The sequence below is a fragment of the Limnoglobus roseus genome, assembly GCF_008254045.1.
GTDB lineage: Bacteria > Planctomycetota > Planctomycetia > Gemmatales > Gemmataceae > Limnoglobus > Limnoglobus roseus.
This window is the reverse complement of record NZ_CP042425.1, coordinates 1,362,327-1,376,671: the sequence shown is the minus strand read 5'-3', so window position 1 is coordinate 1,376,671 and position 14,345 is coordinate 1,362,327. Positions and strand designations below refer to the sequence as shown.

At 63.2% G+C, this 14,345-nt stretch carries 13 protein-coding genes and 1 tRNA gene; 6 read left to right on the top strand and 8 right to left on the bottom strand.

Annotated features, from left to right (window positions below; translation table 11 throughout):
* Window positions 1-8 precede the first annotated feature (8 nt).
* Both PX52LOC_RS05560 and PX52LOC_RS05555 read left to right on the top strand, forming a co-directional pair.
* Entirely contained in the window at window positions 9-1,391 is a 1,383-nt protein-coding gene (locus PX52LOC_RS05560; RefSeq protein WP_149109161.1) for a hypothetical protein, read from the top strand.
* Between the two features lie 241 nt (window positions 1,392-1,632).
* Window positions 1,633-1,929: a hypothetical protein gene (locus PX52LOC_RS05555; RefSeq protein WP_149109160.1), complete on the top strand. Its 297-nt coding sequence runs from the start codon at window positions 1,633-1,635 to the stop codon at window positions 1,927-1,929.
* Window positions 1,930-2,007: 78 nt separating this feature from the next.
* Here the strand turns inward: PX52LOC_RS05555 and PX52LOC_RS05550 are convergent, their stop codons facing one another.
* Together PX52LOC_RS05550 and PX52LOC_RS05545 are read right to left on the bottom strand one after the other, a co-directional pair.
* Window positions 2,008-2,385: a hypothetical protein gene (locus PX52LOC_RS05550; protein WP_149109159.1), complete on the bottom strand. Its 378-nt coding sequence runs from the start codon at window positions 2,383-2,385 to the stop codon at window positions 2,008-2,010.
* Between the two features lie 99 nt (window positions 2,386-2,484).
* A complete protein-coding gene (locus PX52LOC_RS05545; RefSeq protein ID WP_168218820.1) occupies window positions 2,485-3,459 on the bottom strand; it encodes a DUF1559 domain-containing protein in 975 nt (324 codons plus the stop codon).
* Window positions 3,460-3,793: 334 nt separating this feature from the next.
* Here PX52LOC_RS05545 and PX52LOC_RS05540 point away from each other — a divergent pair, with 334 nt between their 5' ends.
* Entirely contained in the window at window positions 3,794-4,165 is a 372-nt protein-coding gene (locus PX52LOC_RS05540) for a helix-turn-helix transcriptional regulator (RefSeq protein WP_149109157.1), read from the top strand.
* A 217-nt stretch (window positions 4,166-4,382) separates the two neighbouring features.
* On the top strand, window positions 4,383-4,838 hold the full coding sequence (locus PX52LOC_RS05535) for a hypothetical protein (protein ID WP_149109156.1): 456 nt from the start codon (window positions 4,383-4,385) through the stop codon (window positions 4,836-4,838).
* Window positions 4,839-4,870: 32 nt separating this feature from the next.
* On the opposite strand, the gene PX52LOC_RS05530 is transcribed toward PX52LOC_RS05535, so the two are convergent.
* The 5 genes from PX52LOC_RS05530 to PX52LOC_RS05510 all read right to left on the bottom strand — a co-directional run bounded on the left by PX52LOC_RS05530 (window position 4,871) and on the right by PX52LOC_RS05510 (window position 8,563).
* Window positions 4,871-5,869 carry a hypothetical protein gene (locus PX52LOC_RS05530; RefSeq protein WP_149109155.1) on the bottom strand — a complete coding sequence of 333 codons (999 nt, stop codon included), beginning with the start codon at window positions 5,867-5,869 and terminating at the stop codon, window positions 4,871-4,873.
* A 473-nt stretch (window positions 5,870-6,342) separates the two neighbouring features.
* Window positions 6,343-6,681 carry a hypothetical protein gene (locus PX52LOC_RS05525; RefSeq protein WP_149109154.1) on the bottom strand — a complete coding sequence of 113 codons (339 nt, stop codon included), beginning with the start codon at window positions 6,679-6,681 and terminating at the stop codon, window positions 6,343-6,345.
* 92 nt (window positions 6,682-6,773) lie between these two features.
* Window positions 6,774-7,049 carry a hypothetical protein gene (locus PX52LOC_RS05520; RefSeq protein WP_149109153.1) on the bottom strand — a complete coding sequence of 92 codons (276 nt, stop codon included), beginning with the start codon at window positions 7,047-7,049 and terminating at the stop codon, window positions 6,774-6,776.
* Between the two features lie 382 nt (window positions 7,050-7,431).
* Window positions 7,432-7,523, bottom strand: a tRNA-Leu gene (locus PX52LOC_RS05515).
* Window positions 7,524-7,582: 59 nt separating this feature from the next.
* Window positions 7,583-8,563, bottom strand: a complete 981-nt coding sequence (locus tag PX52LOC_RS05510; RefSeq protein WP_149109152.1) for a leucine-rich repeat domain-containing protein — start codon at window positions 8,561-8,563, stop codon at window positions 7,583-7,585.
* Between the two features lie 211 nt (window positions 8,564-8,774).
* Here PX52LOC_RS05510 and PX52LOC_RS05505 point away from each other — a divergent pair, with 211 nt between their 5' ends.
* Complete coding sequence (locus tag PX52LOC_RS05505; RefSeq protein WP_168218819.1) at window positions 8,775-11,753, top strand: PQQ-dependent sugar dehydrogenase; 2,979 nt, start codon at window positions 8,775-8,777, stop codon at window positions 11,751-11,753.
* 246 nt (window positions 11,754-11,999) lie between these two features.
* Here PX52LOC_RS05505 and PX52LOC_RS05500 read toward each other — a convergent pair whose 3' ends face one another.
* Window positions 12,000-12,500 (bottom strand): hypothetical protein, encoded by a 501-nt coding sequence (locus tag PX52LOC_RS05500; RefSeq protein ID WP_149109150.1) that lies wholly within the window; start codon window positions 12,498-12,500, stop codon window positions 12,000-12,002.
* A 123-nt stretch (window positions 12,501-12,623) separates the two neighbouring features.
* On the opposite strand from PX52LOC_RS05500, the gene ettA reads away from it, so the two are divergent.
* Window positions 12,624-14,288 carry an energy-dependent translational throttle protein EttA gene (ettA, locus tag PX52LOC_RS05495; RefSeq protein WP_149109149.1) on the top strand — a complete coding sequence of 555 codons (1,665 nt, stop codon included), beginning with the start codon at window positions 12,624-12,626 and terminating at the stop codon, window positions 14,286-14,288.
* Window positions 14,289-14,345: the final 57 nt, after the last annotated feature.

Sequence of the window (14,345 nt, the reverse complement as noted above, 5' to 3'; positions counted from 1 at the left end):
AGGCCAACGTGTTGAACTCTCGCCTCGTCGCGTCCGTACTGCTGCTGATTTCGGTGTCGCCTCTTGCGGCCGCACCCGTGCCGAGCAGTCCCGATTCAACCCACCAAGCCTACGAGACGTTGTTTCGATTTCTCAGGTACGAGGGTGCCGGCGCCGCACGGCTGGGATTGCTACCGCTGGCTCTGAAGCCGTCCAAAGAAGCCGTCTCCTTCCTCGGAAGCAAGTTGAAGCCGGTCAGGCTGAGTGAGGATGTTGCGAAGCGACTGCTCGCCGACTTGGACAACGGCGATCCGAAAGTCGCGGAGGCCGCTTTCGACGAGTTGAGCTACTTCGATGTCCGTCTGGCGATGACGCCGCAGCAGGCGTTCGAGATCGTGCCGCAAGGGCTCGGGAGGCAACGACTGGTCGCGCTCTTCGAGGAGGAGCCGATGGACGCCTTCGCGTGGTGCAAGTTGGATTTAGGGCCGGCGGGGATTCGCAATGGTGGCGATATCCGCATCGAAACTCACCTGTTCATAGAGAATCTCCCTAATAAACCGGCCGAGTTCAAGAGTTATTGTGACCAATGGCAAAACGGCCGAAGAATGAGCCACCGAGTCCCGTCAAGCGTCGGCGACGTTCACAATGACCAATGGAAGCAGCAATCCCGTGCCCTCATCCTGTTGGAGTATTACGGGACCCCAGAGGCAAAGAAGCTGATCGAAGGGATGACGCACGGCCATCCCGATGCGGCTCCGACAATCGAGGCGAAGGCCGAGTTGAAGCAGTGGGCCGTGCCGCTTCCGAAGCCGGACGTTCAGAAGGCTTGGGACGGCCTACTCAACGACCACGGCGGCTCCCCGCGGTGTGTGTTGACCCTCCTGAAGCACAAACCGGAAGCGATTCTCACGATCCGGGCGAACCTCCGGCCCATCAAGCTAACTGCGGATCGGTGCCTCGAACTGATTTCGGCCCTCGGCGATGACGACGAGAAGAAATGGCAGGCCGCGAGGGCCGAACTGCTCTACCTCGATCCACGACTGGTCTTTGACCTGCCGGCCCTGATGGAGAAGGCTCCAACGGGTCTGATGCGAACCCGACTTGCGGAAATCCTTTGCTACCAGAAGGCCGATTCTTTGAAAGGGCTGACGCTCCAACTTCAGAAGCAAGACAACGGCGTATATGTGCTTGTGAGCGAAATTGGGTCGCGGGCGGTCGATGACAAGCTTCGATCCTTTGCGAATCCCGCTTGGGAACGGGTTCATGCGGTGCTGAATGTCTTGGAAGTTTTCGAGACGCCGGACGCGATGAAGTTGATCGAAGAAATCGCCTCCTGGCACCCCAAAGCACCGTCATCCACGTTCGCCAAGTTAGTCCTCACGCGGATGAAAAAGCAAGCCGGCCCGAAGTGACAGGCCCAAGGCACCGACTGAAGGCCCGGTTGCCGAAAGAGATCGCCTCGCGCCGCGGGCGAGGGGGCAAAGTCGGTTGGGCGTCCCCGCGGCGTCGCGGCGATAGCCCTACCACCCCCACGGGCGAGCGAAGCAGCCCTATCCCCGCCAGCGCCTACTTCGACGAAATCACCCCTACGCACCTCGCGTTCTCGGCTCCTCTCGAATAGTGTACATATATCCACTATTCGAGGTCCCCCCGATGAGTCACACCTGCTCCCGCTCCGTCATTACCGTCAACGGCGTCGCCCTCTTTGGAACCGTCGTCCGCGCCGCCGAGGTACTTCGCCTCCGCGTCTGGACCGAGGCGTGGGAGACGCTGGGGGTCGGCGAGGGCGACGCCGTCGCCGTCTGGGCCGAGGGGGGAGACGCCGCGGAGGAGTTGGTGGTGACGGGGGTGGTCGCCGTCCCCGGCTCGGGCCGGTGCTGGGTCCACCTCGCGGCGGCGAAGCGGTGGGCGGGGGTGAAGGCGCGGGTGCGGGTGCGACTGCGGGGGTGAGGGGGAGGGGAGCATCTGAACAGATGACCCTCGCCCTGCGGATCGGGCCACAGGGCGAAGTTTAGAGAGCCAATTTTTTCATTTAGACTTGAGAGAGAAATCTACTGGGCCAGTGCTGGGCACGTCAGCCTTCAGTTCCGTCTTGGTGTTGTACTTTTCGGGGATGTACTCCCGAACTTCTTCCTTTTCGCCGTTCATCCCAGTCTGTCCCGGGGGTAATTTCGTCATGCGACTCGCGTTGATCTGAACCGTGAACTTACCGGGAGGGGAGTTGAACTTGTATCGCCCATCGGTGATGGAACCGCCCCCACCCCCAGGGGCGAACGCGATGTGTCCTTCTTTGACCGGCTCGCCATCGAACGTCACCGTCCCAGAAACCTCGTGCGTCTTCGCACCTCCGCATCCGACCACAATTAACGTGATGCAAACGAACAAACCAGACGAAGCGAACCGCATAATCCATCCTCGGGAGAGAGGGAGAGAGGGAGAGGGAGGGACAAGTAGGGGTCCTGCCCTCGCGAAGAGGGAAGGACGTTCCTGGGAAATCGCCTGGCATTACTCGGCGTTGGTACTGCTTTCGCCCCCGTACCGCGTCCCGATTGCGGACCATGCGGTTACGTCTACCGTGTTCCTGACGAACCGTAGGGAGCCGTCAGAGTTAAGTGCGTTTACGCCCCCGGTGTGGCTGCTTCGGGCCGAGTTGATCGAGTTCTGCGCACTACCGACCGCTGTACACGGCATGAACGACGGGAGGTTGGCACCGCAGCTAAACTGAGCATCGGCAACACTCGTGTTCGGAGCGTTAAGGGTGCTGAAGAAGGTTTCCCCTTGATAGCTGTTGAACAACCGCCCACGCCGGTCATCGCCCGGAGTCCAAGTGAGGATTTCGGCGGCGAGTAGAGTGTTACTGGTTCCGTCCTTGATGTCCGTCAACCGAACGCGGTCGCCGGCCAAGATCACCCCTCCGTTACTCTTGCCCCCTGCTTTGGGGAGGGCCGTGGTATTGTCCCAGAACAGGGTATTCCCGTTGTTTCCGGCATAGTTCGAGTGGAACCCTTCGTTGTTCGATGCCGGCTTGGTCTTCACGCCGTTCGGATCGGACGGGCAGGTGAACATCGGGTAGGGATTCTGAATGAGCGTGGCGGGCGCACTGTACATGGGCGTTGCGGTCGCATTCGCGAGCGCCCATGTGTAGATCGCGTCGTAGGACGGCCCCTGCTCGATGTACGGGAGCATTAGTACTTGCCATGTGACGCAACTCTTAGCTGCCCAAGCCGGCCCGACGGGAAGCGCGCCGTTGTTCGCATACCCGCCGAATTGGCCGTAGGGCAGCGCGCCTTGGGTGTCGTGGTAGGCGTGGGCGCCGATTCCGATCTGTTTCAGGTTGTTACCGCACTTCGCTCGGGCCGCGGCTTCACGGACCTTCTGCACGGCGGGTAACAACAAGCCGATAAGAATTGCGATGATTGCGATCACGACCAGCAATTCGATCAACGTGAACCCTGAGCGTCGACGGGGCGGGAGATTCATGTTCGATCCTCGGGTCGGGGAGTGGAGAAGGGCGGGCGAGGAATCAGCCAGCATTCGAAGACGGAACTAGTCTCCGGGTCTGGGGTTTGGATTTGGACCGAGTATTACAAACACTCGAACACCGATCCAGTGAGAGTTTAATGAGTAAGTAATTTGCTGACGGATGAAACAGCCCATTTCTTGTCGTCGATGATGATTCTGCTTTTCTTGCGGGTTACACCGCGCCATCCCCTTCTCAATCCCCATCCGCGACGCCCTCGGCGAAAGCGACGCCGACCGCAGCGGCGAAGAAGAATTGGCCGCAGACTGAGCGTCGGCGTTGAGAGGAGACGAGATGGCGAAGAAGAACCTCGACGACGTAGCCGCTCGGCTCCTCGCTACCGCTGACGAAGTCGGGGAAGCTCACGCGAAGCTGACTGACTTGGCGGCCGTGTTGCGGTCGCTGTCGCTGACCCAGACGCCGCCGAAGAAGGTGAAGCCGACCGAGGAGGGGTGGGCGACTTTTGCGGAGTGGCTTCGCGAGAAGCTAACGGCGGCGGAGCTGACGGAGCAACGGGCGGCGGATCTGTCGGGCGTGAAACGGGGGTCGATCCATAACTATCTGCACGCCGCTCGATCTCCGAGTCTGGGAGCAGCCATTCAACTCGCCAGGGCCTTCGGCGTGGAGTTGAACGAATTGAACGAGATCAAGGAATTTGCGGATTAGACCGTTTTGTAACATTGACAATTGTACCTATTGCGGACTATATTCTCCTTCGCCCCAGTCGGCAATCCGCCGGCGGGCCCGAAGGAGCCCGATCCGCTCGTACTACGCAATCGACAAGAAGGCCCGTGAAACCGCTGCCGCATCCATCCTGACCATCGTCGCGGGATCAAGGGTGAAGGGCGTTCCCTTGGCGTCCGTCGATCGGGCCTCAACCGTGATGGCTTACACGCGAGGCGTCTTCGCGGTCTTGCTCCTCTTCGGCTTCCTCGTCATCGCGCCGGGGATCATGGTTCTAAACGGCAAGAACCTTGACGAGTTCGCCCTGACGGCCGTCTACGTCCAACTGGCGATGCTCGTTACGGGCGTCCTCGGCGGATCGCTGACGTACCTGTTCGGCCGCGAGTCACCCCGCGACCGGGAGATTCGACTCCGCTGTGGAGAACTGCTCGGCGTCGCGATCGACCCGGCCCGCACGACTTCGAAGGCGAGCAAACTGATCGCGGGCGCGTGCGATGATGCCGTCGAAGGCGAGAAAGAGTTGCGAACGCAGATGATCCGAGGGCTGGTCTTAACGCGAGCGATGATCGGTCAGAAGTTCGAGGCCGAGCCGTTGGAAGCAGCGACCGACGAGTTGCTCGCGAAGTTGAGCCAGCTCGCGGGCGATGAGGGTTGACTCCCGCAATCCGAACCGAAGGCTCGGGGCGGCTACCGCCCCGGCGTCGCCGTCGGCACCCACCGCTCGACGTTCCCGTTCGCTTTGGTGTCCCGCTCGAACCCCGCCTTCTCCATCGCCTTCGCGGAGTTCGCGGCGACCGACGGGTCGGACGGGGTCACGTACTCGATCGCCTGCCCCCCGCGGTACGCGGCTTCGGCGATCCGCCCCAGGGCCATCGCGCTCTGCATCTCCCCTGGGGCGACGAACCGCGGCTTCGCCTTCTCCTCGGCGGCCCCGTACCGGAGGGCGTCGCGGTACGCGCGGCCGAGTCGCTCCGGCGTCTTCGTGTCGCCCGCGAGGCGATTCGCGTGAGCGGCGAGACGGCCCGCGCGTTCGTCCTCGGGGACTTGGTTCTTGGGTCGCCAGTAGTAGTCGCGGTCGCCCGTCGGTGCGTCGGGGATGAACCCCGCTCGGGTCAGGGCGTGGGAGTAGAGGCGGCTCCGCCGTCGATCCGAGGGGGCCGTGTAACTGACCGCGTAGTCCTCGGCGTGGAGCTTCGACGCGAGCTGGGAGAGGTGGCGGACGAAGTCGAACGTGCCCTCGCGGACGCGCTTGCCGGAGGACACGGCCCGCTTGTCCGCGCCCTTGCGGTCGGGGTCCACGTCGTTGAAGAAGTCGATGTGAGCCGTGCGGTCGTAGTCCGGGGTGTGAACGCGGAGGAGTCGCCGTCCCGGGAGGCCAACGCCGAGGCCGTTGTCGTAATCGACCGAGGGGTGGCCCTTGAAGACGCCGCGGACGATGTCGCGGAGGTTCGATGCAGAAGCCGCTTGGGTCGGCGTGGGCGGGTCCACCACTCGAACCTCGCCGTCTTCGACGAGGGGGTCGAAGTTGACGCCGATCTTATCGCCGAGGGCGTCGCGGAGGCCCTCGCGGATGGGGCCGAGGCCCAGGTTGACGCCGGAACGCTTGCCGTACTGGACCCGCTCGGCGGCACGGTCCGCGGAACGGAGGGCGGCGGCGTAGCGGAGGGAGAAGATGTCGAGGTTCATCAGAGTCTTGGGGGTAAGAGGGTGAAGAGAAGCGGTGAACTGTGGGGTGGGGTCCCTCGCTGACGCGAGGCGACGGGGAAGGGGTCGGGGAGGCGATTACCCCGGCGTAGGCGGGGAGAGGTTATCGGAGGCCACCAGGGCGGCCCTGGAGGCCCTGATAGCCTTCGACTTGGGTGGAGAATCGGATTCTCCTCAGAGGTCATTCGGATCGTTATCTCATCAGTTCCAGTGTCGCAAGTCGATATGTGACAAAGTCGATCAACAATCGGTGGTATTTTTCTCCTCTGCCTCTGGAGCGGCTCGGGCGGGGCGTCGGAGTAGGAGAATAAGCGGGGGCGGGGATGGTCCCCGCCCCCGTGGGGTCTGGGTCGCGAAGAGGGCCGCCAGCGGCGGGGCCGACCCCACAGTGAGGGGGCGTCGAAGACGAAGTAGGCGATGAAGTCGAGTCGGGCGTAGCTTCTGAAGGCCGTCGGCTAGTGGTCCAGATACCAGCCGCGGTCGCCGCTGACGTAGGACAGCACGAACCAGTCCTTCCCGTAGTCGCCGACAATCAACCAAAAGGAATTGTCGTTGTGACCGTACTGCCACGGTCCGTAGCCGTGCGACGGCGGCGTGATCCCCGCATCTTCCAACGTCGCCGGGTACTCACCGTGTTGTGTCCGATACCGTTCCACGGCGGCGATCATCCGCTCCCCTTGCGACTTCAGGGCCGGACGCGAGGGGTACTCTGCCTGCCACCAAAGAATCGCAAATACGGAGGTCCCTGTCAGGACGGCCAACAGGAGCAGCAACCACTTCCGTTTTCGCATCATGCTCAATATTTTCCTTCGCCGCACTCGTTGACGTTCAGCGGGGCCGGCACCGAGAGTGTGAAAGACGACCACATCGGTTCAAGGCTCCAGGTTCACTTCGTCTTCTGCTGGGCTTTCAATTTCTCGATTATTTGCTGCGTGGCCTCGACTTCTTGTGGATCGACAAGATCGCCCTGTGCTTTCAGGGCGACGAGTTGTTCCTCCACCATGCGAAGGAGGGGGCCGACTGTAGAAGCGGGAACCGTTAGGGGGCCACTCGCGAGAGTCTGAAGGCGGCGGACACGGTCGAACCCGACCATGTCGTCAACATAGATCACCTGCGGCGAATTTGGGACGGTAACAAACGCCGAGAGAAGGAGGGGGAGCATGGGATGCCTCCGGGTAAATCTAACCTCAGCGTAAGCGGTCATGGAAACGAGGGCAAACAGAATTGCCTAGGGCGATCGTGTCTTCGGACTTGACCCGCCTTCCGATTGGGAAGCGGAACGAGTAGATCGAACAAGCAAGAGGATCGCCGCCAACCTCGTCGCTGAGTCGCGGCCTTGCGGGGGCGAGGAGAAGCGGGAGCGGGCGACGGCTCCGGAGATGGTGCTGAAGGGGAGTGGGGCTTGAAGTAAGGATCCGCGGGGCAGTGAATGGGGCAGTGAATTCGGCTGGATCGGGGCAGTGAATCGGGTATATTGGGCGTCGGCTCGGTCCCGGATGATACCCCGGGTCGAGGGCGAGGGAGACTAGAAATCAAGGGGTTTTTGAGGAAGAGGAGTTGGGTGTGGGAAGCCTCCACACCCTTGCGAGTACCAGAACCTGAATCTGGCGCGTCTGCCAGTTCCGCCACTTCCGCCACTTCCGCGACCATTGCCGTTAGGCAGGTACTCGGATGATACGACCGCCGGCACGCTCGTCAAGGCCGGCCTTCGCGGTGGTAGATCCGGCAGTCGGGCAGCTTCTCCTGCAGGGCCGCAATCGCCTTCGGGGTCGCGTCGGAACTCATGATCGACAGCGTTTGCAGCGTCGTCATCCCGTAGAGTTCCGGGATGCCGGCATCGGTGACGTTCGTGTTGCCGAGGTGCAACCGCCGGAGTTTCGGGAGTCGCTTCAGCCGCTTCAGGCCGGCGTCCGTCAGTTGGGTGTAATCGAGGTTCAAATACGTCAGCGTCTCGATCTTCGCCAGGTGTTCCGCCCCCGCATCGCTGACCTTGGTGTCGTACAGGTCGAGTGCCTCCAACTTCTTCGCCCCCGTCAGGCCTTCCACGCCGGCGTCGGTCACTTTCGTCACGGACGCATCCAGGTATTTCAGGTTGGGGAGTTCGCCGAGTGCCTTCAGTCCGGCGTCGCCGAGGCTGGTCTTCTGGATCAACACCGTTTCCAGGCTCGGAATGTCCCGCAACGTCTTCGCACCCTCGTCGCCGACCAAGGCGCGTTCGAGGTAAATGGCCTTGAGCTTTTTGAGGCCGGTCAAGTCCTTCAGCCAGGCGTTCCGCACGTTCATGTTGTCCACGCCGAGCGTTTCCAATTCCGTCAGCTTCGCGAGTTCCTTGAACCCCTCCGCGGTCACGCCCATCTGGGTGCCGCCCATGCGGAGGGTGCGGAGCGTGGTGAGCGTTGCGATCTGCTTCAGCCCCTCGTCGCCGATGCGGGTGCCGCCGACGTTGAGCGAGTGGAGACTTTTGAGTTCGGCGAGGTGCTTCAGTTCGTCGGCCGTCACTTCGGACGCGCTGACGTCCACTTTAACGATCGGCTTTCCCTCGGCCTTGTCGTCGCGGGTGATTTTACCCTTGTGAGATTGCACCAACTCCACGACCTTCGCCTCGTCGGCCCGAGCCAGGTTCGGCACGGCGGCGAGGAGCAGCAAGAACGGCAGTCGCTTGACGGTACGCGGCATGATCGGCCCTCCGGGATCGGAAACGTGTGAGAGGTATTCGCTCGACCGAGGGGGACCATTTCCGGGCGGATACGGAGTCTCGGCGCGAACCGGGCGATGGGCACGGTTGATCGTACCCCGGTCCGGCGGCGAAGTCGAGGCAGTCCCGGTCGCGGATCATATGATGCCCCCACACCCGCTCGGTGTCCGTCTCCCCACTCAGGTTCCTCCGATGCGCCGCTCCCTTCTTCGCATCTTCGGCCTCGCCACGTTCACGTTCGTCGGCATTGGATCGGTACTGCTCCTCGGCGACGACGCCCCGGCGAAGCGCAAGCCGTGGACTACGTCGAAAATCGTCGGCAGTCCGGAGCCGCCGCCGCGGTTCAAACTGCCGGTCCCGTTTCCGAACCTCAAGTTTGACCACCCGCTGCTGCTGACCCCGCAGCCCGGCGGCTCGCGGCTGTTCGTGGCCGAGCAGGGGGGCAAAATCTTCTCGTTCGAGAACAAGCCGGACGCGAAGGCGGAACTGTTCCTCGACGTGAAGGCGGTCGCGAAGCCGAAGCAGACGAAGGACGCCACCCACTTCGAAAACGCCTACGGCTTCGTCTTCGACCCAAACTTCGCGACGAACCGCTTCTGCTACGTCTGCTACACCGTGCGGCAGGACGGGAAGCCGAACCTGGCGGACGGCAGTCGCGTGTCGCGGTTCACGGTGAAGGCCGACACGCCGCCGACGGTGGATGCGGCGAGTGAGGAAATCGTGTTCACCTTCCCGCAGGGCGGGCACAACGGCGGCGACCTGCACTTCGGCCCGGACGGCTACCTCTACGTCTCCAGCGGCGACGCGGCCGACCCGAACCCGCCGGACAAGTTCAAGACCGGGCAAGACATCTCCGACCTGCTCGCGTCGATCCATCGGATCGACGTTCACCACAAAGACGCCGGGAAGAACTACGCGATCCCGAAGGACAACCCGTTCGTCGGCCAGACGCACAACGGCAAGGCGAGCCGCGGCGAGGTGTGGGCCTACGGGTTCCGCAACCCGTGGCGGTTCAGCTTCGACCGCGCCACCGGCGACCTGTGGGCCGGCGACGTGGGGTGGGAAGCGTGGGAGATGGTTCACAAGGTCGAGAGGGGCGGCAACTACGGTTGGAGCGTCGTCGAAGCCCGGCAGGCGGTGAACACCACCGAGAAACTCGGCCCGACGCCGATCCGCCCGCCGGTGATCGAACTGTCGCACACCATCGCCGCGAGCGTCACCGGCGGCTACGTCTACCGCGGCAAGAAGTTCCCGGAGTTGGTGGGCAAGTACGTCTTCGGCGACTGGATGACCCGCCGCATCTGGGCCGCGACGATCACCGGCACGGAACTCGTGTCGTTGGACGAACTCACCGCCCCGCAGGTGCGCATTATCGCCTTCGGCGAGGACAACGACGGCGAACTGTACCTGCTCGACTACGACACCGGCCGCGTTCACGCCTTCGCCAAGAACGACGCCGCGAGCATCGACCCGACGAAGTTCCCGCGCACCCTCTCGCAGTCCGGCCTCTACCGCGACGCGAAGGCGAACCAGCCGGCCGAGGGCGTGTACCCCTTCGAGGTCAACGCTCACCAGTGGCAGGACTACGCGACCACCGAGTACCTCCTCGCGCTGCCGGGGAACTCGACCGCCACCGACTACGACAACCGCAAGGCCGTCGGCAACGACGTGGACTGGAACAAGATTCACATGCACCTGCCAAAAGACGGCGTGCTGGTGAAGACGCTGTCGTTGGAGATGGAACGCGGCAACCCGGCCAGCCGCAAGCGGGTCGAGACGCAAATCCTGCACTTCGACGGCGACGCGATCCAGGGTTACACCTACGCCTGGCGCGACGACCAGACCGACGCCGACCTTGTACCGGCCGACGGTGCGGAGAAGTCTTTCCGCGTGAAGGACCCGATCTTCGGCGGCGTGCGGCCACAGACGTGGACGTTCGCCAGCCGAGTGCAGTGCGGCCAGTGCCACAACGCCTGGGCCGGGTACACGCTCGGCTTCAACCGCGAGCAACTCAACCGCGACCGCCCCGACGGCACGAACCAACTGACATTCTTGGGCGAGTTCGGGCTGCTGAACCGCGTGGACAAGGCCGAGAAGCCACTGCCGTCGTTCACGGCCGCCGACGTGAAGAAGCTGAAAAAGTACGCCGACCCCGCCGACGAGAAGCAATCGCTCAACGACCGCGCCCGGTCGTACCTGAACGCGAATTGCGGCAGTTGTCACATCTTCGGCGGCGGCGGTTCGGTCGAGTTCCACATCAATTTCAACGCCGACGTGAAGAACACGAACCTCTGGGACGCGAAGCCGACCCGCGGCGGGTTCGAGATTCCTGACGCCCGCATCCTGGCCCCCGGAGACCCGGAGCGGAGCGTGATGTACTACCGCATGTCGAAGTTCGGCAGCGGCCGGATGCCCCACCTCGGCAGCGACTTCCCCGACGAAACGGGGCTGAAGTTGGTGCGGGACTGGATCGTCTCGCTGAAGCCGGGCCGAGAACCGGCCGCGGCCAACATCCCGACCGAGCCGACCAAGCTTGCGGAACGCCTCAAGCAATCCGACGACGCACTGAGAATCGCCCGCGCCGTCGGCCGGGGAACGCTGTCGCCGGACGAGTCGAACCGGGTACGGACGGCGGCCACCCAACCGCTGTGCGGCAGCTTCGCCACCGACCTACTCGGCGGATACTTCCCCGACCCGAACAAGCCGCCGACGCTCGGAAGTAACCCGCGACCACGGGCGATCCTGTCGCTGACCGGCGACGCCGCGAACGGGGCGAAGCTGTTCGCCGTGACGCGGTCTCAGTGCGTCAACTGTCACAAGATCGACGGCAAGGGGCAGGACGTCGGCCCCGACCTGTCGCAGATCGCCAAGACCCGTACCCGCGAGCAACTGCTGGAAAGTATCCTCGACCCGTCGCGGCGGATCGAGCCGCAGTTTCAGTCGTACCTCTTGCGCACGCTCGACGGCCGCAGCATCACCGGCCTCGTCGTGAAACGGGACGCGAAAGAGGTGGTGCTGAAGGACGCCCAGAACAAACTCACGACCGTCGCGGCCGACGACGTGGAATCACTCGACGCCTCGCGCACCTCGATTATGCCGGAGGGACTGCTGAAGGACTTTACGCCTCAGGAGGCGGCGGACGTGCTGGCGTACTTGGCGGGGCGGAAATGAGGACTTCGCTTGCTTTTCAGCCGCGGAGCGGCAGTAGTCGTTAGCCAGGGGCCTCAGCCCCTGGAACCCGCCACCCAACACCCAACACCCAACACCACAGCCCCGGAGGGGCGATCAGGCCTCCGCCGCCCCTCCGGGGCTTGAACATTTGGCACGATGACCAGAGGCTAGCGCCCCTGGCTAACGACTACCGCCGCTCCGCGGCTCAAGACCTCCACCAGTCGGACACCACAAACACCGCGGTATCTATTTCTCTCCCGGCCTCGCTACATCTTTTGGCTTGAACCATCTGTTGTTCTGGCACAACTCCTTGTACCGCTGCCGGAGACTTGTCCCGAACCGCTGCTTCATTTGCGATTCGAGTTCTGGAGCCTGACCTGTTGAAACGATATGGCAGACTTGCATGAAAAGGGCGTCGTATTCCTCGGCGGCTGACGCGATTCGGTCGAATCCATCGCAGGTATGAACAAGCAGGATGACATCGGCCGTCAGGTCGGCGAACTCATCGTTGTACCGTAGCCAGTTCTCGTCCGTATCGCCGATGATAACGACCACGTCACCCACCCAACGGCCCGGCCGAACGGGATCGGTTACGGTCGCTGGAGCAAGCCCTGCGATGAACAACAGGTCGAAAGCACGGGCGGTCAAGTTGAGGCCCAGCCCTCTCAACTTGGCACTCCCGCCGAGGGCGTCCGTGGAGAACCACTCTTGTTTCGTCAGATTGGCGTAGTGGTACGTCGTGCCCATCGGTGCTTTCTACTCGGCCGCCGAATACTCACCGCCATCTTCCCACGCTACCCACCGCGGTGCAACAGATGCATCTCGCCGCCGTCGTATATCATTCCCCTATCCCCTACGGAGCGGCAGGACATGGGCGAGCGGTACATCTTTACCATCGACAAACTCACCAAGCACTACGGCAAGCGCGAGGTGCTCAAGGACATCCAACTCGCCTTCTATCCGGGGGCGAAGATCGGCGTCATCGGGTCGAACGGGTCGGGCAAGTCCACGCTGTTGCGGATCATGGCCTTGCAAGACAAGGACTTCATGGGTGAGGCCCGCCCCGAGAACGGGCTGACCATCGGCTACGTGCCGCAAGAGCCGATGCTGACGCCGGGCAAGACCGTGCTGGAGAACGTCGAGGAGGCCGTCGCCCCGATCCGCGACCTCATCCGCCAGTACGAGGCCGTCAGCGAGAAGTTCGCCGACCCGGACGCCGACTTCGACAAGCTGTCCAACCAGATGGAGCGGCTGCAAACACAGATCGACGCGGCCGACGCCTACAATATCGACCGCAAGGTCGAGATGGCGATGGACGCCATGCAACTGCCGCCCGGCGACGCCGGCGTCGAACACCTGTCCGGCGGCGAACGGCGGCGGGTGTTCCTCTGCAAAATGCTGCTCCAGAACTTCGACCTGCTGCTGCTCGACGAGCCGACCAACCACCTCGACGCCGAGAGCATCGAGTGGCTGGAACACTTCCTGAAGGACTACAAGGGGGCCGTCGTCGCGATCACGCACGACCGGTACTTCCTCGACAACGTCGCGCAGTACATCCTCGAACTGGACCGCGGCCGCGGGTACCCGTTCGTCGGCAACTACACCGGCTGGATGGAGAAGAAGAAGAAGCGGCTGGAACTCGAGGAAAAGGAGGTTTCGGCCCGGCAGAAGCAACTCGAGCGCGAACTGGAGTGGTCCCGCATGGCCCCGCGGGCGCGGATGGGCAAGAACAAGGCCCGCCTCGCGGCCATCGACCGGTTGCAAGCCCAGGAGATCGAGGACCGCGACGAGGATCTCGTCATTCAGATTCCGCCCGGCCCGATGCTCGGCGACCTCGTGGTACGGGCCGAGGGCGTGAAGAAGTCGTTCGGCGACAAGCTCTTGTTCGACGACCTGACGTTCAACCTGCCGAAGGGCGGGATCGTCGGCATCATCGGGCCGAACGGGGCCGGTAAGACGACGCTGTTCAAGATGATCGTCGGCCAGGAGACGCCGGACGGCGGCAAGCTCACGGTCGGCCCGACGGTGAAGCCGGCCCACGTGGACCAGAACCGCGACGCGCTGACGCCGACGAACACGGTGTTCGAGGAGATCACCGGCGGCACCGACTACATCATGCTCGGCAAGCAGAAGGTCGCCAGCCGTGGGTACTGTGCCCGGTTCAACTTCAAGGGCCCAGACCAGCAGAAGATCGTCGGCAACTGTTCCGGCGGCGAGCGGAACCGCATCCACCTCGCGAAGCTCCTCCGCAGCGGCGGCAACGTGTTGCTGCTCGACGAACCGACGAACGACCTCGACGTGGACACGCTGCGGGCACTGGAAGAGTCGCTGTTGAACTTCGGCGGGTGCGCGGTGGTCATCAGCCACGACCGCTGGTTCCTGGACCGAATCGCGACGCACATCCTCGCCTTCGAAGGCGACAGCAAGGTTGTGTGGTGCGAGGGGAACTTCCAGGTCTACGAAGAGCAGCGGCACGCCCGGTTGGGATCGGAAGCCGACACGCCGAAGAGGATGAAGTACCGGAAACTGTCGTAGTAGAAAAAGGCGAGCGGGCCGTGTCTGGCAGTCCCAGACACGGCCCGCTCACGCCGG

Bases quoted from the DNA above. Each gene is read 5' to 3' on its own strand.
- PX52LOC_RS05545 (WP_168218820.1), bottom strand. From the start codon at position 3,459: ATGAATCTCCCGCCCCGTCGACGCTCAGGGTTCACGTTGATCGAATTG.
- PX52LOC_RS05505 (WP_168218819.1), top strand. From the start codon at position 8,775: ATGCGCCGCTCCCTTCTTCGCATCTTCGGCCTCGCCACGTTCACGTTC.
- PX52LOC_RS05530 (WP_149109155.1), bottom strand. From the start codon at position 5,869: ATGAACCTCGACATCTTCTCCCTCCGCTACGCCGCCGCCCTCCGTTCC.
- PX52LOC_RS05500 (WP_149109150.1), bottom strand. From the start codon at position 12,500: ATGGGCACGACGTACCACTACGCCAATCTGACGAAACAAGAGTGGTTC.
- PX52LOC_RS05555 (WP_149109160.1), top strand. From the start codon at position 1,633: ATGAGTCACACCTGCTCCCGCTCCGTCATTACCGTCAACGGCGTCGCC.
- PX52LOC_RS05525 (WP_149109154.1), bottom strand. From the start codon at position 6,681: ATGATGCGAAAACGGAAGTGGTTGCTGCTCCTGTTGGCCGTCCTGACA.
- PX52LOC_RS05540 (WP_149109157.1), top strand. From the start codon at position 3,794: ATGGCGAAGAAGAACCTCGACGACGTAGCCGCTCGGCTCCTCGCTACC.
- PX52LOC_RS05510 (WP_149109152.1), bottom strand. From the start codon at position 8,563: ATGCCGCGTACCGTCAAGCGACTGCCGTTCTTGCTGCTCCTCGCCGCC.
- PX52LOC_RS05550 (WP_149109159.1), bottom strand. From the start codon at position 2,385: ATGCGGTTCGCTTCGTCTGGTTTGTTCGTTTGCATCACGTTAATTGTG.
- ettA (WP_149109149.1), top strand. From the start codon at position 12,624: ATGGGCGAGCGGTACATCTTTACCATCGACAAACTCACCAAGCACTAC.
- PX52LOC_RS05520 (WP_149109153.1), bottom strand. From the start codon at position 7,049: ATGCTCCCCCTCCTTCTCTCGGCGTTTGTTACCGTCCCAAATTCGCCG.
- PX52LOC_RS05535 (WP_149109156.1), top strand. From the start codon at position 4,383: ATGGCTTACACGCGAGGCGTCTTCGCGGTCTTGCTCCTCTTCGGCTTC.